Origin of the sequence: Pannonibacter sp. XCT-53 (genome assembly GCF_009915765.1) — a bacterium.
Taxonomy (GTDB): domain Bacteria; phylum Pseudomonadota; class Alphaproteobacteria; order Rhizobiales; family Stappiaceae; genus Pannonibacter; species Pannonibacter tanglangensis.
Map to the genome: position 1 here is coordinate 1,740,972 of NZ_JAABLQ010000001.1, position 18,845 is coordinate 1,759,816.

Annotated in this window: 17 protein-coding genes and 1 pseudogene; 1 reads left to right on the forward strand and 17 read right to left on the reverse strand. The window is 67.6% G+C overall.

The features are described 5' to 3' along the window. Window positions 1–173: 173 nt before the first annotated feature. The 4 genes from GWI72_RS07805 to GWI72_RS07820 form a co-directional block, all read right to left on the reverse strand. Window positions 174–1,151 (reverse strand): beta-ketoacyl-ACP synthase 3, encoded by a 978-nt coding sequence (locus GWI72_RS07805; RefSeq protein WP_161673526.1) that lies wholly within the window; start codon window positions 1,149–1,151, stop codon window positions 174–176. After that, window positions 1,148–2,212, reverse strand: a complete 1,065-nt coding sequence (gene plsX / locus GWI72_RS07810) for a phosphate acyltransferase PlsX (RefSeq protein ID WP_161673528.1) — start codon at window positions 2,210–2,212, stop codon at window positions 1,148–1,150. Before plsX ends, GWI72_RS07805 begins: the two co-directional genes overlap by 4 nt. 173 nt (window positions 2,213–2,385) lie before the next feature. Next, window positions 2,386–2,952, reverse strand: coding sequence for a YceD family protein (locus GWI72_RS07815; RefSeq protein WP_161673529.1), 567 nt, complete (start codon window positions 2,950–2,952; stop codon window positions 2,386–2,388). Further along, complete coding sequence (locus GWI72_RS07820; protein WP_161673531.1) at window positions 2,945–3,541, reverse strand: ubiquinol-cytochrome C chaperone family protein; 597 nt, start codon at window positions 3,539–3,541, stop codon at window positions 2,945–2,947. The genes GWI72_RS07815 and GWI72_RS07820 overlap by 8 nt, the downstream gene beginning before the upstream one ends. Window positions 3,542–3,673: 132 nt before the next feature. Here GWI72_RS07820 and GWI72_RS07825 point away from each other — a divergent pair, with 132 nt between their 5' ends. After that, window positions 3,674–4,111, forward strand: coding sequence for an outer membrane protein assembly factor BamE (locus tag GWI72_RS07825; RefSeq protein WP_161673533.1), 438 nt, complete (start codon window positions 3,674–3,676; stop codon window positions 4,109–4,111). 303 nt (window positions 4,112–4,414) lie between these two features. Here the strand turns inward: GWI72_RS07825 and GWI72_RS07830 are convergent, their stop codons facing one another. From GWI72_RS07830 to mmsB, 13 genes and pseudogenes are all read right to left on the reverse strand, one after another. After that, window positions 4,415–6,544: a sodium-translocating pyrophosphatase gene (locus tag GWI72_RS07830; RefSeq protein WP_161708289.1), complete on the reverse strand. Its 2,130-nt coding sequence runs from the start codon at window positions 6,542–6,544 to the stop codon at window positions 4,415–4,417. A gap of 277 nt (window positions 6,545–6,821) precedes the next feature. Continuing rightward, window positions 6,822–8,057: an MFS transporter gene (locus tag GWI72_RS07835; RefSeq protein WP_161708290.1), complete on the reverse strand. Its 1,236-nt coding sequence runs from the start codon at window positions 8,055–8,057 to the stop codon at window positions 6,822–6,824. A gap of 127 nt (window positions 8,058–8,184) precedes the next feature. Further along, a complete protein-coding gene (thiL, locus tag GWI72_RS07840; RefSeq protein ID WP_161708291.1) occupies window positions 8,185–9,192 on the reverse strand; it encodes a thiamine-phosphate kinase in 1,008 nt (335 codons plus the stop codon). Window positions 9,193–9,200: 8 nt separating this feature from the next. Beyond that, a complete protein-coding gene (gene nusB / locus GWI72_RS07845; protein WP_161708292.1) occupies window positions 9,201–9,788 on the reverse strand; it encodes a transcription antitermination factor NusB in 588 nt (195 codons plus the stop codon). Between the two features lie 5 nt (window positions 9,789–9,793). Further along, window positions 9,794–10,243 (reverse strand): 6,7-dimethyl-8-ribityllumazine synthase, encoded by a 450-nt coding sequence (ribH, locus tag GWI72_RS07850; protein ID WP_161673543.1) that lies wholly within the window; start codon window positions 10,241–10,243, stop codon window positions 9,794–9,796. Between the two features lie 84 nt (window positions 10,244–10,327). Continuing rightward, window positions 10,328–10,933: a riboflavin synthase gene (locus tag GWI72_RS07855; protein WP_161673545.1), complete on the reverse strand. Its 606-nt coding sequence runs from the start codon at window positions 10,931–10,933 to the stop codon at window positions 10,328–10,330. A 1-nt stretch (window position 10,934) separates the two neighbouring features. Beyond that, a complete protein-coding gene (gene ribD, locus GWI72_RS07860) occupies window positions 10,935–12,080 on the reverse strand; it encodes a bifunctional diaminohydroxyphosphoribosylaminopyrimidine deaminase/5-amino-6-(5-phosphoribosylamino)uracil reductase RibD (RefSeq protein ID WP_348272651.1) in 1,146 nt (381 codons plus the stop codon). Then, window positions 12,077–12,553, reverse strand: coding sequence for a transcriptional regulator NrdR (nrdR, locus tag GWI72_RS07865; protein ID WP_161673547.1), 477 nt, complete (start codon window positions 12,551–12,553; stop codon window positions 12,077–12,079). The genes ribD and nrdR overlap by 4 nt, the downstream gene beginning before the upstream one ends. 187 nt (window positions 12,554–12,740) lie before the next feature. Further along, window positions 12,741–14,054 (reverse strand): serine hydroxymethyltransferase, encoded by a 1,314-nt coding sequence (gene glyA / locus GWI72_RS07870; RefSeq protein WP_390806076.1) that lies wholly within the window; start codon window positions 14,052–14,054, stop codon window positions 12,741–12,743. A 393-nt stretch (window positions 14,055–14,447) separates the two neighbouring features. Continuing rightward, window positions 14,448–14,642 (reverse strand): DUF6898 family protein, encoded by a 195-nt coding sequence (locus tag GWI72_RS07875; protein WP_161673549.1) that lies wholly within the window; start codon window positions 14,640–14,642, stop codon window positions 14,448–14,450. A 257-nt stretch (window positions 14,643–14,899) separates the two neighbouring features. After that, the gene (locus GWI72_RS07880; protein WP_390806078.1) at window positions 14,900–16,189 is read right to left on the reverse strand and encodes a L,D-transpeptidase family protein; all 1,290 of its coding nucleotides are present in this window, start codon (window positions 16,187–16,189) and stop codon (window positions 14,900–14,902) included. Between the two features lie 630 nt (window positions 16,190–16,819). After that, window positions 16,820–17,332 (reverse strand): transcriptional regulator LdtR, encoded by a 513-nt coding sequence (ldtR, locus tag GWI72_RS07885; RefSeq protein ID WP_161673551.1) that lies wholly within the window; start codon window positions 17,330–17,332, stop codon window positions 16,820–16,822. A 582-nt stretch (window positions 17,333–17,914) separates the two neighbouring features. After that, window positions 17,915–18,823, reverse strand: a pseudogene (gene mmsB, locus GWI72_RS07890) (3-hydroxyisobutyrate dehydrogenase); the annotation flags it as partial. Window positions 18,824–18,845 lie beyond the last annotated feature (22 nt).

Genomic DNA, 18,845 nt, shown 5'->3' on the forward strand with positions numbered 1-18,845 from the left:
GGTCCGTTCAGCCCGGCTTTCACGCTTGCGGCAGAAGTGACCTGCAATCCTGACCGGCTGCTGCAGCGCACAAGGCGGCTGCGCGCCCGGGCGATCGCATGACGTCAGGTCTCGGGAGACGGGATCGGGGCTGCCGCAAGCGGCCGGGAATGCCGGCCGCGCGAGGCGCAAGCCTACCAGCGCAAGAGCACCGAGCCCCAGGTGAAGCCGCCGCCCATGGCTTCCAGCATGACGAGATCGCCCTGCTTGATGCGGCCGTCACGCACCGCCGTGTCGAGCGCCAGCGGGATGCTCGCCGCCGAGGTGTTGCCATGCTGGTCGACCGTGGTCACGACCTTGTCCGGCGCGATGCCGAGCTTCTTGGCGCTGGCATCGATGATGCGCTTGTTGGCCTGGTGCGGCACGAACCAGTCGAGGTCGTCCGACCCGAGGCCGGTGGCCGTGTAGGCATCCTCGATCACGTCGGTGATCATGCCGACGGCGTGCTTGAAGACTTCCTTGCCTTCCATCCGCAGATGACCGACCGTCTTGGTCGAGGACGGACCGCCGTCGACGAAGAGCTTGGACTTGTGGCTGCCGTCGGAGCGCAGATGCGTCGTCAGCACGCCCCGGTCCGCCACGGTGCCGGCCGCCTCGCGGGCCTCCAGCACGATGGCGCCGGCGCCGTCGCCGAACAGCACGCAGGTGGTCCGGTCCTCCCAGTCGAGGATGCGCGAGAAGGTCTCCGCGCCGATCACCAGCGCGCGACGGGCCTGACCGGCCTTGAGGAAATTGTCGGCCGTTGCCGTGGCAAAGACGAAACCGGAACACACCGCGTGCACGTCGAAGGCAAAGCCGTGGTGCATGCCCAGCTCGTTCTGCACCGTCACGGCGGTCGCCGGGAAGGTGTTGTCCGGGGTCGCGGTCGCCAGGACGATCATGTCGATGTCCTTCGGCTCGAGGCCGGCGCTGTCGAGCGCGCGGCGGGCCGCCTTGACCGCCAGATGCGACGTGAACTCGCCCTCGGAGGCGATGTGACGCTTGCGGATGCCGGTGCGCTGGACGATCCAGTCATCGCTGGTGTCGACCATGGTCGCCAGCTGGTCATTGGTCAGGAAGTTCTCGGGCAGATAGCTGCCACAGCCGAGAACGGTCGAACGGAGCAGGCTCACTCGTCACCTTCGGAGTTGTCAGAGGGCACGACATACCGGCCACGATGATAGTGAACCAGGTCCTGTGCGATCTTGTGTATGAGTTCGTTACGCACCATGCCATGTGCAAGGGCAATTGCGCTGGCAAATCCCTCCGCATCGGTGCCGCCGTGGCTCTTGATCACCACGCCGTTGAGGCCGAGGAACACGCCGCCGTTGACCTTGCGCGGATCCATCTTCTCGCGCAGCCGGTCGAAGGCGCCCTTGGCCAGCAGATAGCCGAGCTTGGCCATCCAGGTGCGCTGCATGGCGGACTTCAGGTAGCCGCCGATCTGCTTGGCGGTGCCTTCGGCGGTCTTCAGCGCGATGTTGCCGGCAAATCCTTCCGTCACCACCACGTCCACCGTGCCCTTGCCGAGATCGTCGCCTTCGACGAAGCCGGCGTAGGAGAAGGAGCGGAAGGGCACTTCCTTCATGATGCGACCGGCGGTGCGGACCTCTTCCAGGCCCTTCACTTCCTCGACGCCGATGTTGAGGAGGCCCACGGTCGGCTTCTGCACGCCGAACAGGGCGCGTGCCATGGCACCGCCAAGGATGGCGAAGTCGATCAGCTGCTGCGCGTCGGCACCGATCGTCGCGCCGACATCCAGCACGACGGATTCCCCGCGCACGGTCGGCCAGATCGCGGCAATCGCCGGGCGTTCGATGTTGGCCATGGTGCGCAGGCAGAACTTGGACATGGCCATCAGCGCGCCGGTGTTGCCGGCCGAGACGGCGACATCGGCATCGCCCGTCTTCACCGCTTCGATGGCCCGCCACATGGACGAGCGCCAGCGGCCCTGACGCAGTGCCTGGCTGGGCTTGGCGTCCATCGCCACGGCCACGTCGCAATGGAAGAAGGTCGAGGCGTCACGCAGGCGCGGGTATTTGTCCAGAAGCGGCAGAACCACGCGCTCGTTGCCATAAAGCAGGAAGCGGATGTCGGGATGACGCAGCAGCGCGAGTTCCGCGCCCGGCAGCACCATCTCGGCGCCGGCATCACCGCCCATGACATCGAGTGCAATATGAATGGGTTTCGCCATGTGCAGGTTCTTGTTGTCCTTCTGGATGGCGGGTGAACCGCCCCCCGTGCCTGGTTGCAGCGCCGGACCCTCATGCCCTCGCGCAGCCGGATGCCCGGTGCCCGCGCGGGCCGCAGCGGTGCGAACATACCGCTTTCGGGCCGTGTGACAACCGTTTTCCGGGCATCCTGACCCTATTGGGGATCCTTGTCCTTGAGCTTTTGCAGCACGGCAAAGGGATTTGGGCGTTCGTCTTCAGAGGGCTCGGCCTCCGGCGGTGCCACATAGTCAAGTTCGGCACCGGGTGCCCGCGGGAACGGGTCGAGAGCCAGCACGAACTGCTCGCAGACCAGCGCGCCGAGATCGATGGTGCCGTCGATGATGTCATCGGGCGGCTCGGGCGCATCCAGGTCGATCTCGATCTCGCCGTCGTCGGCAAGGTCGGGCGCGCGCCGGCCTTCGACCGGGGCCGGATCATAGGCCCGCTCGAACCGGTCGGTCACCGACATCGGCACGGGTTCCAGCGTGACGACGCAGCGCTGCTGCCCCTGCGCCGTCAGGCTGCCGGTGACATAGACGCCTGCCTTGCGCCAGGGCCGGATCTCCAGCTCCGCCGTCAGGCTGTCCAGCACCTGCAGCCCGTAGGTCTCGGCCATCCGCGCGAGCGCGGCCGCGTCCGGGGCGAGGGTCACGGTCTGGATCCGGTTGCCGAGGCGCGAGACGTCGAAGCGGTGCGAATAGGGAAAATCGGTATCAGACATGATTCGCTCCATGCGCGTCCGCGCCGCCTTCTGCCGGGCCCTTGCCGCCTGCAGATGCCGCCTCGCCCGGGGCTGGCCAGGGCAGACGGGCAGCCAGGATCTCCTTGACGGGCGCTGCCGAAAGCTGCGCGGCCGACTTCACGGCATAGTGAGCCAGCGCCAGAGCCGAGGCCGGGCTGGAGGCATCGGCAAAGACATTGCGGTCGATGGCGGCCGCCAGCGCATGCACGTCGCCGGCATCGAGGGCTGCGCCATAGGCCGCCGCACGGCCGTAGAAGGCCTCCGCCATCCGCTTCACCTTTTTCGGTACGGCATTGTCGCTGATGCCCATTTCGCGCAGCGAGCCGTCCATGTCGGCAAAGAAGATGTCGAAGACGGACTGCGACACGGCGGCCACCTCCTTGCCTTCGCCCTGCAGGCGGCGGAACAGGAGAACCGCATGCAGGATCATCATGTCGAACCTGCCATCGATGGTGTCCGGCACCCCGAGCCGGGAATAAAGCTCGGGCTGACGGGCCTGGGCCACGATGGCGCCATAAAGCGCGTATTCGGATGGTTGTGTCCGGCGCCGAAACAGGCCAAAAACCATGCCTATCCTTTCGCGATGCGATGAAAGCGGGTGTTGCCTTGTGCCCTAACGCAGGTTACTCGCTTTGCCAAGGAACGAATTGACATACGCACCGCGCCAGCGCGCCGGTTCAACGGGGACAGGAACGCAGGAATGAAGACCAAGTCGCATGTGGTGATGCTTCCCATTCTCCTCGGCCTGACCCTTGGAGGCTGCTTCACCCAGACCTTCAATCATGGCCACACGATCTCGCCGGACATGCTGCAGCAGGTCCAGGTCGGGTCGAGCAAGGAAAATGTCGAGCTGGTGCTTGGCTCGCCCTCGACGACCTCCGACATCAGCGGCCTCGTCTACTACTACATCTCGCAGGTCTCGCAGACCACCGCCTTCATGGGCAACAAGATCGTCGAGCAGCGCGTCGTCGCCGTCTACTTCGACGAGGAAGGCTTCGTGAAGGACATTGCCAACTACGGCATGCAGGATGGCAAGGTCTTCGACTTCATCTCGCGCACGACGCGCACCGGCGGTGCCGACTACGGCTTCATCACCCAGATCCTGCGCGGAGCCACCACCCCGTCGCTGGGCCTGTAAGGCAGCCGCGACTGCACGTCCTCACGACAGGAGGCCCCGGATCACGCCGGGGCTCTGACTGCTGATAAACCTCGACCTCACCGCAGTCATCCCGGCCCAGCTGAGCGTGAGCGAAGCGCCGAGCCGGGACCGGAGAGTCGAGGCCTATATCTTTCATGAGTTACCATGGGAGAGCACTTGGCTCTCCGGTCCCGGATCTTCGCTGCGCTCTCGTCCCGGAGGACGCGGGCGCCTGGGTTGAAGGGGGGAAGGCCCCGGATCGCTCCGGGGCCGTCCGCAGGTCACGCAACGTCCGCCCTGCCCTCAATGCGCCAGCACGGCGAGGAGCAGCAGGGCGACGATGTTGGCGATCTTGATCATCGGGTTGACGGCCGGGCCGGCGGTGTCCTTGTAGGGGTCACCGACCGTGTCGCCGGTCACCGCGGCCTTGTGGGCGTCCGAGCCCTTGCCGCCGTGGTGGCCATCCTCGATGTATTTCTTCGCATTGTCCCAGGCGCCGCCGCCGGCCGTCATCGACAGGGCCACGAAGAGCCCGGTGATGATGATGCCGAGCAGCATGGCGCCGAGCGCGGCAAAGGCGTTGGCCTTGCCGGCGATCAGGTTGATGACGAAGAAGCAGACGATCGGCGACAGCACCGGCAGCAGCGAGGGCACGATCATCTCGCGGATGGCTGCCCGGGTCAGCATGTCCACCGCGCGGCCGTAGTCGGGCCGCTCCTTGCCGGCCATGATGCCCGGCTTCTCGCGGAACTGCCGCCGCACTTCCTCCACCACCGCCGAGGCGGCACGGCCCACGGCGGTCATGGCGATGCCGCCGAAGAGATAGGGCAGCAGGCCGCCGAAGAAGAGGCCGACCACGACATACGGATTGGACAGCGAGAAATCGAGCGTCTCGTTGGTCAGGCCCTGGAAGTACGGATACCTGTCGGAGTTGGCGATGAAGAAGCGCAGGTCCTCGGTGTAGGCGGCAAACAGGACCAGCGCGCCGAGCCCGGCCGAGCCGATGGCATAGCCCTTGGTCACGGCCTTGGTGGTGTTGCCGACCGCATCGAGGGCGTCCGTGGTGACGCGCACCGACGCCGGCAGGTCCGCCATCTCGGCAATGCCGCCGGCATTGTCCGTGACCGGACCGAAGGCATCGAGCGCCACGACCATGCCCGCCAGCGCCAGCATGGTCGTCACCGCGATGGCGATGCCGAACAGGCCGGCGAGCGTGTAGGTGACGATGATGCCCGCGATGATGATCAGCGCCGGAATGGCGGTGGCCTCCATCGAGATGGCCAGGCCCTGGATGACGTTGGTGCCATGGCCGGTGACCGAGGCCTGGGCGATGGAGCGGACCGGGCGGAAGCCGGTGCCGGTGTAGTATTCCGTCACCCAGATGATCAGCCCGGTGACGGCAAGGCCGGCGACGCCGCACAGGTACAGGTCCATCGGCGTGAAGCTCAGGCCGCGGGTGGTGGTCAGCGCCACGTCCATGCCGCCGAAGACCCAGGCGGTGAGCGGATAGAGCACCACCAGCGACAAGACCGAGGTGGCGATGAAGCCCTTGTAGAGCGCCCCCATGATCGAGTTGTTGGCGCCGAGCTTGACGAAGAACGTGCCGATGATCGAGGTGACGATGCAGATGCCGCCGATGGTCAGCGGGTAGAGCATGGCCGCTGCGGTCGTGGGCGTGCCGGCGAAATAGATCGCGGCCAGCACCATCGTGGCGACGAGTGTCACCGCATAGGTCTCGAACAGGTCGGCCGCCATGCCGGCGCAGTCGCCGACGTTGTCGCCCACGTTGTCGGCGATGGTGGCCGGGTTGCGCGGGTCATCCTCCGGGATGCCGGCTTCCACCTTGCCGACCAGATCGCCGCCCACGTCGGCGCCCTTGGTGAAGATGCCGCCGCCCAGGCGGGCGAAGATCGAGATGAGGGAGGCACCGAAGCCGAGCGCCACCAGCGCGTCGATGACGATGCGGTCGGTGGGGGCATGGCCGAGCAGGCCCGTGAGCACGGCATAGTAGACGGCCACGCCCAGCAGCGCGAGGCCGGCCACCAGCATGCCGGTGACCGCGCCCGACTTGAAGGCGATCTCAAGCCCGGCCGACAGGCTCCTGGCCGAGGCCTGCGCCGTGCGCACGTTGGCCCGGACCGAGACATGCATGCCGATGAAGCCGGCGAGCGCGGAGAGGATGGCGCCGGCGGCGAAGCCGATCGCCACCGGCATGCCCAGAAGCCAGGCACCGAGGATGAAGATCAGCACCCCGACGATGCCGATGGTGGTGTACTGGCGCGTGAGATAGGCCTGGGCGCCTTCCTGGATGGCCCCTGCGATTTCCTGCATGCGCGCGTTCCCGGCATCGGCTGCCATGACGGACTGGATGGCCCAGATCCCGTAGGCAATGGCCAGGAGGCCACAGGCAATGACGACGACAAGCTCGGTCATGAGTCCTCCCCGAATGACACGCAGCCTTCGCCCCGCTGTTTGCGAATTTATGTTATGCGGCAACAGGCTGCAGACCGGCCCCGTGCATGTGACAAGTTCCTGATCCATTCCCCGGCACGGGACGACAGCGCCACGGTAACAGGTAACAAGTGGGGTTGGTCAAGCTGAACCTGCAGTTTCTTGCAGGATGCCCCGCGCTTCATTTCCCGCGCTGCGGCAGCCGCAACGCAACAATTTACGCAGTGCAATATTCAGCTGCCGACAATCGTCGTTTTACTTAGACGGTACGGTCGGATCGCTGCGTCCTGCCAAGGGCCAGCATCGCCGCCAGGCACAGGGCCGTGACGGGGAAGATCAGCACGTTGACGGTGCCCCAGCCGAAATTGTGCAGCAGCGAGCCGGAGGAGAACGAGGCGAAGGCCACGAAGCCGAAGACCAGGAAGTCGTTTGCCGACTGGACCATCGTGCGCTCGGCCGGCCGGTAGCAGGCCGTCAGCATCGTGGTCGCGCCGATGAAGCCGAAGTTCCAGCCAAGGCCGAGCAGGATCAGCGCCACCCAGAAATGCGCCACGTCCTGCCCGCTCAGCGAGATGATGCCGCAGCCGCACAGGAGCGCCAGCCCGGTCACCACGATGGTGCGCACGCCGAAGCGGGCAATCAGCGCGCCGGTGAAGAAGCTCGGGCCGAACATCGCCAGCACGTGCCACTGGATCGCCAGCGCCGCGTCCGTCGTCGACAGGCCACAGCCGATCATGGCCAGCGGGGTCGCCGTCATGACGAGGCTCATCAGCGCGTAGGAGACGATGCCGCAGGTCGCGGCCACCAGAAAGGCCGGCTGGCGCATGATCTCGGACAGGGGGCGGGCAACGCCCTGCGCCGCGCGCGCGACCGGGGGCGGTGCCTGCAGGAACCAGAGCACCAGAAAGGCGAGGAAGGACAGGCCGGCGAGCGCCACGTAGGTGCCGGCAAACAGGATCGGCGCAAGCAGGTCGCGCGTGAGGATCACGGTCTGGGGCCCGATCACGCCGGCCAGGATCCCGCCGGCCATGACCCAGGAAATGGCCCGTGGCCGGAACGCGTCGCTTGCCGTGTCGGCGGCCGCGAAGCGGAACTGCTGCACGAAGGCCGTCACGAAGCCCATCGCGCCGCAGGCCAGCGTGAACAGCCAGAAGTGTCCGGCCAGCACCGCCAGGGCCGCCAGCAGCGCCGTGACGGTGCCGCCGATCGAGGAGCCGAGAAAGCTGGTCCGGCGCCCGAAGCGGCGCATGAGCATGCCCGCCGGCAGCATGCCGATCGCGGTGCCCAGCACCATGAACGAGACGGGCAGCGTCGCCAGCGACTTGTCGGGCCCGAGCAGGGCTGCACCGATCAGCGGACCGGTCGAGATGACAATGGAGGCGGAGGCGCCGCCGAGCGCCTGGGCGCAGGCCAGGATCGCCACGTTGCGCCGGGCGATGCGGTCGTCGATGCCGGCCGCGAGGGCAGAGGCGGGTGTGGCGGCGGGATGGCTCATGCGGGTCACTCCGGCCCCGGGGCGCAGGGCTGCGACCATCGGGGCTGGCACGGAACGGGATCCGGATCAGGGCGGGCGGGACGCGCGGCACCAGGCGGAGGTCCGGCTGATCCGGGGCGGGACAGCCTCAAAAGTGTCGGAAGCCGCCCTTGCCCGCAAGGGTGAAACTTGCACCATCCCTGAAATAGCCGAGCACCCCCGTGGCTCCGACCGGCGGGCGGGCGGCGCCGATGCGCGTCACGGGCACGCCGGCTGCGGCGGCATCGCGCTCGAAGGCGTCGCGCCGGTCCTCGGGAACCGCCAGCAGGAGTTCGTAGTCGTCGCCGCCGCCAAGGCAGGTGGCAAGCCACTCGGGGGAGCGGGCCAGCACCTGCCGGGCGGCCTGCGACAACGGCACCGCCGTGACCTCGACCGCGAGGTCGACGCCGGAGGCTGCGGCCATGTGGGCCGCGTCGCCCGTCAGCCCGTCCGACAGGTCCATGGCGGCGCTGGCGTGGGCGAGCACGGCGGCGGCGAGCGCGGTGCGCGGTTGCGGCAGAAGATAACGGTCGAGGAGATGCGCCTGATCGTCCGGGGACAGCGCGAGGCTCCGGGCCAGGTCCGGCTCGTAGCGCAGCCGCACCCCCAGCGCCGCATCGCCCAGCGTGCCGGTCACATAGAGGCTGTCACCGGGCGCAGCACCGGTGCGGCGGACCGCGCGCCCGGCCGGGACCTCGCCGATGGCCGTCACCGACAGGAGCAGCTTGCCGCCGGAGGCAATCGTGTCGCCGCCGAGCAGCGTGATGCCGTAGGTATCCTGGTCGTGCGCAAGGCCGGCGCAGAAGCGCTCCAGCCACTCGGCATCCCAGGCCGCCGGCAGCGCCAGCCCGAGCAGGTAGCCGCGCGGCCGCGCGCCCTTGGCGGCCAGGTCCGACAGGTTGACGCGCAGCGCCTTGGCGGCAATCGCCTCGGCCGGATCATGGGAAAAGAAATGAATGTCGGCCGCCAGCAGGTCCTTGGTCAGGACCAGCTCGCAACCTGCCGACGGCGCCAGGGTCGCGGCATCGTCGGTGAGGCCCAGGGCTCCGGGATCGCTGGCAAGCGGCGCAAAGAAGCGCTTGATCAGCGCGAATTCATGCGGCCTCTCGCCAGCCATCGGGGCGCTCAGTCGGCCTTGCGGGCGTCAGCCCCGTCCGCTTCGGCCGCCGCATCGTCCGCCCCATCGCCGGCGCTCTCGCCGTCATCCCCGGCTGCCGGACGCGGGGGCAGCTCCTGGCTGCGCAGGTCGTGGGCCAGCCGGTCGAGCACCCCGTTGACCAGCCGGGGCTCGTCCTCGGCGTAGAAGGCCTTGGCGATGTCGATGTACTCCGAAATGATCACCTTGGCCGGAACGTCGCGGCGACGCAGCAGCTCGAAGCCGCCGGCCCGCAGGATGGCGCGCAGCAGGCTGTCGATGCGCTTCAGCGGCCAGTCCTCGACCAGCGCGGTGTGGATGAACGGGTCGATGAGCCGCTGCTCCTCGACCACGCCCTTCACCACCGACTTGAAGTAGTGCTCGTCGGCGTCCAGGTACTGGGCGCCGTCCACTTCCTTGCCGAGCCGGAACGCGGTGAACTCGTTGATGACATCGGTGAGCGAGGAGCCCCCGATGTCCATCTGGTACAACGCCTGCACCGCGCCGAGGCGGGCGGTGCCGCGCTTGTTGGCCGGCTTGACCTCGCGGTCGCCTGCGTTGGATGCACCGTCAGTCATGGCAGTCAGATCCCGAGCTTCTCGCGCAGGGCGATCATGTCGAGGGCAGCGCGGGCGGCAGCCCCGCCCTTGTCCTTGTCGGTCACCCGGGCGCGGGCCCAGGCCTGGTCGTCGTTCTCGACGGTCAGGATGCCGTTGCCGACCGCCAGGTCCGCATCGACGATGAGGTCCATGATCACGCGGGCGGATTCGTTGGCGACGATGTCATAATGGGTGGTTTCACCCCGGATGACGCAGCCCAGCAGCACGAAGCCGTCATAGAAGGTGCCGTCGTTTTCCATCGAGGTGAGCACCATCGACAGGGCCGCCGGGATTTCCAGCACGCCCGGCACCGAAATGCGGTCATGGGTTGCCCCGGCCGTTTCCAGCGTCTTGGCCGCGCCTTCATAGAGGGCATCGGCAATGTCTTCGTAGAATCGGGCTTCGATAATCAGGACGTGCGGGGCGGAGCTCATCGGGTCGGTCGCTTTCACTTGAGATCGTCAGGGTCAGGAACCATGCCTGACCCCGTTTGTCCAGCCCTCGGCGTTGAGGGCTGCCTATCGGTCGAATTCGGCAAGGCGCGCGGCATAGCGTGCCATCATGTCCACTTCAAGATTAACGTGATCGCCCTCCTGCCGTTCCCCCCAGGTCGTCACCTTGAGGGTATGCGGGATCAGGAACACCGAGAATTCGGTGCCCTCGACCTCGTTGACGGTGAGCGAGGTGCCGTCCAGCGCGACCGAGCCCTTGCGGGCGATGAAGCGGGCGAAGTCCGGCGCCGCGTCGAAGCGGAAGTAGACGCTGTCGGGATGGTCGCGGCGCGCCACGATGCGGGCCAGCCCGTCGACGTGCCCCAGAACCAGATGCCCCCCCAGCTCCGTGCCCAGCGACAGGGACCGTTCCAGGTTGAGGCGCATGCCGGCACGCCAGTCCTTGACCGTGGTCAGCCGCAGCGTCTCCGCGCCACTTTCCACCTCGAACCAGTTGCCCTCGCCGTCGCGCCCCTTGGCGGTGACGGTGTGACACGGGCCACCGCAGGCGATGGACGCGCCGAGGTCGATGCCCTCCGGGTCATAGGCGGTTGCAATGCGCGTGCGCTTGCCGGCGGGAATGTCGGTGACGGAACGGATCACGCCGACATCGGTGACGATACCAGTGAACATGTCAGATCTCCTTGCGCGCGAGGCGCATGAGCCGGTCGGCCCCATGGCGGCTTGTGCCGGCGAGGCGGTAGATGGGGCTTTCGGTCAGGGCCGCAAGGGGGCGTCCGGCGAAGGGCAGGATTGCGCCTGGCCCAAGGCTTGGCTGTCCGGTGAAGAGGAAGGCCTCGTCGATCAGCCCGGCATCGAGGAAGCTTGCCGCCACCTGTGCGCCGCCCTCGACCATCAGCCGGGTGATGCCGCGATTGGCCAGCGCCGTCACGGCGACCAGCGGGTCGATGCCCCGCTCGCAGGGGGGGACGCGGATCACCAGCACGCCGGCGCCCGTCAGCGCCTCCACCCTTTCCGGATCCGCGTCATGGCCGGCGATCACCCACACGGGCACATCGGCGGCGCCGCGCACCAGCCGGCTCGTCAGTGGCAGGCGGGCCTGACGGTCCAGCACGACCCGGACGGGCGAGCGGCTGCCCATGCCCGGCAGACGGCAGGTCAGCTCCGGGTCATCGGCCAGCACGGTGCCGATGCCTACCAGGATCGCGTCGTAGCGGGCCCGCAGACCGTGCACGAGGGCCCGGGCCTCCGGGCCGGTGATGGCGACCTGGCCGTCTCCCGGACGGCCGATGCCGCCGTCGGCGGAGACGGCCAGCTTCAGCATGACCAGCGGACGCATGGCGGTGACGCGCATGTTATGCCCCGCATGCAGCCAGCGGGCGGCCTCTTCCTCAACGCCCGCCAGCACCTCGACGCCCGCCTCGCGCAGCATCGACAGGCCGCGGCCGGCGACGCGCGGGTTAGGGTCGAGACAGCCGATGACGACCCGGCGGATGCCGGCCTCGACCAGCGCCAGCGAACAGGGCGGCGTGCGGCCGTAGTGGGAACAGGGCTCCAGCGTGACATAGGCGGTGGCCCCGCGCGCGGCCTCGCCGGCGCTGCGCAGGGCACTCACTTCCGCGTGCGGCCCGCCGGGGCGCGCGGTCACGCCGCGCCCGACGATCCGCCGCCCGGCGTCCTCGCCCTCGCCCTCGCCCGCGACAATCAGCGCGCCGACCGAGGGATTGGGCCAGACCCGGCCAAGGCCGCGCGTGGCCAGCGCGATCGCGGCCTGCATCAGCCGGCGGTCGGTCTCCGTCGGGGCCGTGACGCTGCTCACTCGTCCTCCAGCGCCCGTCCGCCAGGGTTGTTCAGCTCGCCGATCAGCGCCTCGAAGTCCTTGGCCTCGCGGAAGTTCTTGTAGACCGAGGCAAAGCGGACATAGGCGACGCTGTCGATGTTCTTCAGCCCTTCCATGACATGGGTGCCGATGGTCTCGCTGGCGACCTCGCCCTCGCCCGTGCTTTCGAGCTGGCGCACGATGCCGCTGACCATCCGTTCGATCCGCTCCGGATCGACGGGACGCTTGCGCACGGCCGTCTCGACGGAGCGCATCAGCTTCTCCCGGTCGAAGGGCACGCGGCGGCCGGAGCGCTTGACCACCATCAGCTCGCGCAGCTGCACCCGCTCGAAGGTGGTGAAGCGACCGCCGCAGGTCGAACAGACGCGCCGCCGCCGGATCGCCGTGTTGTCCTCGGTCGGACGCGAGTCCTTGACCTGGGTCTCGTCTCCGCCACAGAAGGGGCAGCGCATGCAGGAACTCCCGTTTGTCGTGTTCACGAAGGCCGAAGCCCGCCTCGGGCCCCGGCCCTTGATAGGACAGGTCGGCTGCGTTTCAAACGCAAAAAGCCCGCGCCTCAGGCGCGGACCTTGTCTTGAGGCCGAAAGGACCAGATCCGGAGCGGCGAGGCCAGAGCCTGGCCTCGCGCCACACGGACCGTCAGGCCGGATAGATCGGGAAGCGATCGGTCAGCGCGATCACCTTCTGCTTCACGGCAGCTTCCACGGCGGCGTTGCCCTCTTCGCTGTTGGCCGCCTTCAGGCCGTCCAGCACTTCGGTGATCAGGAGACCGATCTCGCGGAACTCCGCCAGGCCGAAGCCGCGGGTCGTGCCGGCCGGCGTGCCGAGGCGGATGCCCGAGGTGACGAACGGCTTTTCCGGGTCGAACGGGATGCCGTTCTTGTTGCAGGTGATGTTGGCCCGGCCGAGCGCGCCTTCGGCCTTCTTGCCGGTGGCGTTCTTCGGACGCAGGTCCACGAGCATCAGGTGGTTGTCGGTGCCGCCGGAGACGATGTCGAGGCCCTGCTCCTGCAGGGTCTGGGCGAGCATCTTGGCGTTGGCAACGACCGAGGCGGCATAGGACTTGAACTCCGGCTGCAGCGCCTCGCGGAAGGCCACCGCCTTCGCCGCGATGACATGCATCAGCGGACCGCCCTGCAGGCCCGGGAACACGGCCGAGTTCACCTTCTTGGCGATGTCCTCGTCATTGGTGAGGATCAGGCCGCCGCGCGGGCCGCGCAGGGACTTGTGCGTGGTCGAGGTGCAGACATGGGCATGGGGCACCGGCGAGGGATGCACGCCACCGGCGACGAGGCCGGCGATATGGGCCATGTCGACCATCAGGTAGGCCCCGACGGCGTCGGCGATCTCGCGGAACTTCTTCCAGTCCCAGACGCGCGAGTAGGCGGTGCCGCCGGCGACGATCAGCTTCGGCTTGTGCTGGTGGGCCAGCCGCTCGATCTCGGCCATGTCGAGGAGGTGGTCCTCCTTGCGCACGCCATAGGAGACGACGTTGAACCACTTGCCGGACATGTTCACCGGCGAGCCGTGGGTCAGGTGGCCGCCCGAATTCAGGTCGAGGCCCATGAAGGTGTCGCCCGGCTGCAGCAGGGCCAGGAACACGGCCTGGTTCATCTGGCTGCCGGAATTGGGCTGCACGTTGGCGAACTTGGCGCCGAACAGCTGCTTGGCGCGCTCGATGGCCAGGTTCTCGACGATGTCCACATACTGGCAGCCGCCGTAGTAGCGCTTGCCCGGATAGCCTTCGGCGTACTTGTTGGTCAGCACGGAGCCCTGCGCCTCGAGCACCGCCCGCGAGACGATGTTCTCCGACGCGATCAGCTCGATCTCGTGCTGTTGACGACCGGCTTCCTTCTGGATGGCAGCGAACACATCCGCATCGCTGTCAGCGAGGGTGCGGGTGAAGAACCCGGGATAGATCGACTGGCTGGCCGAGGTATCCGTCATCGACATGGCAACGTCCTTTTCAGCGAGCGCAGGGCATCGGGAAGCGGGGACCGGCAGGCCGGCCGGCCTGCTGCAGCGGGGCGGCTCGCTCGCCTTCCGCTCAGCCCACCAGAACCGACCCCGCCCGGGCAGTCAGCCTGCAGCCGGGACCAGCTCACATCAGCGAACCCGCCGCGGTGACGGCGCTCCGGCGGCCGGACCAGTCGGCGCTGGCCACGGGGCAGACGGCAATCCGCGTCAGGGAGCCCTGCATCTAGCACAGCCCTCCCCCCGAACCAAGTGACCAACCGTCACAGGACTGCCATCAACCGACATTTCCTGCCGCAGCGACGGTGCGGCGCGTCGTCGCCCGGCGCGCTCCTGCGCGATGAAAGGGACGCGGCGGTGCGGGATGCGGGCTCAGGCCCCTTCGGCCAGATCGGTGAGGCGCTTGGTCAGCTTGCGCAGCGCGATCGTCTCCATGTCGCGTTGCGAGGCGCCGGCCGGGGCGACGATCGACACCTCGACGCCGCTCGCCGCGTCGATGGCCACGACCTTCACCTGCCGGCCGAGCGGCACGAACTCGAAATAGACTTCCACCGGGTGCCCCGCCATGGCCTGGTGCTCCTGATTCCGCACGTGCCCCATCCTAGCAAGGGACACCGACACCCGCGAGGCCATCCGGCATCCGGCATCCGGCGGCGGTGACGGAGCGGCTCGACAGCCCGCGCAGCGCCTCTCTGGCGCCCAGCCTGGCCAGCAAGCCTGGCCAGCAAGCCTTGCCAACAAGACGGGCCAGCAACACGGATCAGGCCCATCCGGGCTCCGGTCAGCACAAGGGCCGGAACATCCGGCCCCCGCAGTCTCCCGGCTTACTGCAACCCGGCGACGTCGCCACCATAGAGGCCGTCGCGGTTGTAGATGTCCTCGCGGAAGTGGACGATGCCGTCCTCGTTGGCCCAGGCGGTGATGTAGGTCAGGTACAAGGGCACCTGGGTCTTCAGCTTCACGTCCTCGCGGGCGCCGGAGCGGATCGTCTCGTCGACGCGGGCACGGTTCCAGTCGGGCGTGGTCGATTCCAGCATCCAGCTGACCAGGTCGCGCACGTTCTGGACGCGCACGCAGCCCGAGGAATGGAAGCGATTGTCGGTGCCGAACAGCGTCTTCGACGGCGTGTCGTGCAGATAGACCTGATGGGTGTTGTGGAAGTTCAGCTTCATGGTGCCGAGCGAGTTGATCTCGCCCGGGTCCTGACGGAACTGGTACTGGGTCGCCTCGTCGGAGTTCCAGTCGATCTGCTGCCACGACAGCTCGTTGTTCTGCCAGTCGAAGATGCGGATCTTGTTCTTGGCCAGATACTGGGGATCCTGCTTCATCTTGGGGATCAGATCCTTGCGGATGATCGACACCGGCACGGTCCAGTACGGGTTGAAGTTGATCTCGTAGATCTTGGAATTGAGGATCGGCGTCTGGCGGTCGATCTTGCCGACGACGGCGGTGTGGCGCGAGCGCACCTGGCCGTTCTGGACCGCCTCGATCTCGGCAGCCGGGATGTTGACCATCACGTAGCGGTCACCGAGGAAGCCCGACATGGAGCGCAGGCGCACCAGGTTGGTCTCCAGCTGACGCAGGCGCACCTCTGCCGGCACGTTCAGGGCCACCAGCGTGGTCTGGCCGACGGAGCCGTCGGGGATCAGGCCGTGACGGACCTGGAAGCGGCGCACGGCCGCATCGACGTAGGAATCGAACGTGTCGGACAGGCCGGCGGTCTGCTCGAGGTCACCGGAGGCCATCAGGCGGCGGCGCAGCTCGGTGACGGCGCTGTCCTGCGCCCCGATGCGCAGCGGACGGCTCGACGGCGGCACCTGGCCCCAGCCGCCGCGCTGGACGATCATCGAATAGGTGTTGATGGCCGCAGCCACATAATCGGCCGTGCTGGTCGACAGGATCGGCGTCGAGGTCTTGATCGCATCCAGGCTTTCGAGCGTGGCGTCGAACTTGTCTTCCCACTCGGCGCGCTGGTTGTACTGCTGCAGGGCCTCCAGCGGCGACTGGGCCTGAGCTGTCCCCGCCCCAAGTCCGAACCCTGCCACGGCTGCAAGCACGGCAGCCTTCACCGACAGACGAGATTGCCTCTTTTCCTGACGCACAAACACCCGCACCGCTCCTTTGCCCGACCCATCGCTGCCGCGATGTCCTGTGCCAACCGGCCCTTGTCCCGACCCGCATCCGGCCTTCACCCGGCCCTGCCAGACCCCTGCCCGACCCTTGCCCGACCCTTTCCGGGCAGACATCGGCCAGACCGGTCCCGCCGCGTCCGCCCCGGGCCAGGCCGCGCGTCTGACGCGCAGGACCCGAGCCCCAAGAGCGCCCCAAGAGCGCCTCAACGGGCCACCCCACGGACCCTGACCACGACGGTCGGCCCGGAAAAGCCACATGACCGGGCCACATGACCACACCGGAACACCGCTCCGGGACATCAGTCTACGGGAGACAGCTTTAACAAGCCGCTTATTGCCGGAAGCCGGACAGGACGTCATGCAGGGCTCTCCGCGCCGCATCGGCCCGCGCTCTCTCCGGCAGCCTCGGGGCTGCCGCAATGGCGAGGCGGCCAAGCCGCAAGGGGGCTCCTGCAGGCGGCTGTCACCCGCATGACCACAGCCTGACATAGTCAGGATTTTGTGGCTGAAACATGTCATGCCGCAGCGCAAAAGCGAACGCCGCCCCGGACAGGGCGGCGTTGCGGCAGACGCATGGCTCGCGGGGGATTGAGCTGCGGTCGTCAGGTGGGCTCAGAGCCGGTACAGGATCTGGTCGGTCCAGAACCGCTCGAGGCGGCGGAGCGACTTGTTGAGCTGCGTGAAATCGTCGGAATTGATCTCGCCAACCTGCTCGACCGACAGGATGTGCCGGGCGTAGAGGTCATTGACGATCCGGGCGACTTCCTGCCCCTTCGCCGTCAGGCTGACGCGGACCGAGCGGCGGTCCATGCGCGAGCGCTGGTGGTGAATGTAGCCGGTCTCGACAAGCTTCTTCAGATTGTAGGAGACGTTGGAACCGAGGTAGTAGCCGCGGGTCCGCAGCTCGCCGGCCGTCAGTTCGCTGTCGCCGATGTTGAAGAGCAGCAGGGCCTGGACGCTGTTCACGTCCGAGCGACCCATGCGGTCGAATTCGTCCTTGATGACGTCAAGCAGACGCCGGTGCAGCCTCTCGACGAGTGTCAGTGCTTCAAGGTACAACGGCTTGATGTCCGTGTCCTTTTCAGCTTGCACAGCGGCGTCTACAGCCCTGGTTGCTGAGATCATTTGTTTGCGCCTCTATATCTACCTGTCGTCCGGTGGATATTTTTCCCACCTTGAGGCCAATATAGCCGGTCGCTTCTAAAATCCGCTTAAGGGACACACTGAATCGTCAGTTAAGGCAGTCGCGAGACTTTTAGGCAGCTGCCACAGCCCGAGCCGGCTAAGCCGCAGGAATGCTTGTGCTTTGACGGATCGCGCCGCATCCGCCCGCTGGCCCCCCTCCGCAGCCCCGGGCCGGCGTGCCTGATTTTTTTCCGAAATGTTTCTGCAAAAATCGCAAGGGCGCGGTAAGGGCCCGCCCCTTGCCTGCCCGGTCGCATCGGCGACGGCTCCGGCCGCGGCACGTCCCCTCCCCGCCCAGGACTGGATCACTGGACCTGCGCGCCAGAGAGGGGCGCCGGAGATGCAGAATGGCCGGGACAGGCCCGGCCATTGCCATGGGGGACAGAAAGTCCTGTCTGCCCGGTCAGGACCCCCTGCAGACCCGGTGCCGGGCCCCACGCAGGTCCGGTGCAGGACTGCTGCAGGCCGGCCTGACGCGGGCCTGACGCCTGCCTGGCGCCGGCCCGAAGCCGACCTGAGGCCTCAGGCGTCGCCGCGCAGGTACTTGACGATGCCGGAGAAATCCATGTCGGCGTGGCCGGCGTTGCAGAACAGCGCGTAGAGTGCGGCCGCCTGCGCCCCCAGCGGGGTGGCGGCACCGGCCGACTGGGCCGCTTCCTGGGCCAGTTTCAGGTCCTTCAGCATCATCTGGGCGGCAAAGCCCGGCTGATAGTCGCGGTTCGCCGGCGAGGTCGCCACCGGACCCGGCACCGGACAGTAGCTGGTCAGCGACCAGCACTGGCCCGAGGAGGTCGAGGCGATGTCGAAGAGCTTCTGCGCGTCAAGACCGAGCCGCTCGGCCAGCACGAAGGCCTCGCTGACGGCCACCATCGAGATGCCGAGGATCATGTTGTTGCAGATCTTGGCGGCCTGGCCGGTGCCGGCGCCGCCTGCGTGGATGATGTTCTTGCCCATCGCCGACAGCACGGGCTTGGCCCGGTCGAAGGCCTCCTGCTCGCCGCCGACCATGAAGGTCAGCGTGCCGGCCGTGGCACCGCCAACGCCGCCGGAGACGGGGGCATCGACCATCAGCAGGCCGGCCGCCCTGGCGGCTTCGGCGACGGCGCGGGCGCTGTCCACATCAATGGTCGAACTGTCGATCAGCAGCGCCCCCTTCGGCGCATTGGCAATGACACCGTCGGCGCCGGTGTAGACGCCACGCACATGCTTGCCGGCCGGCAGCATCGAGACGACGACCTCGGCATCGCGCACGGCTTCTGCCACCGTTGCGGCGGCAACGCCCCCGGCTTCGGTCAGCCGCTCCTGTGCATCCCAGTGCAGGTCATATCCGAACACGCGGTAGCCCGCCTTGGCGAGGTTGGCTGCCATCGGCCCGCCCATGTTGCCAAGGCCGATAAATCCGACTGTCATCATGCTGAAGTCCCCCCGAGTGTGTCGCTCACATCTGGATGCC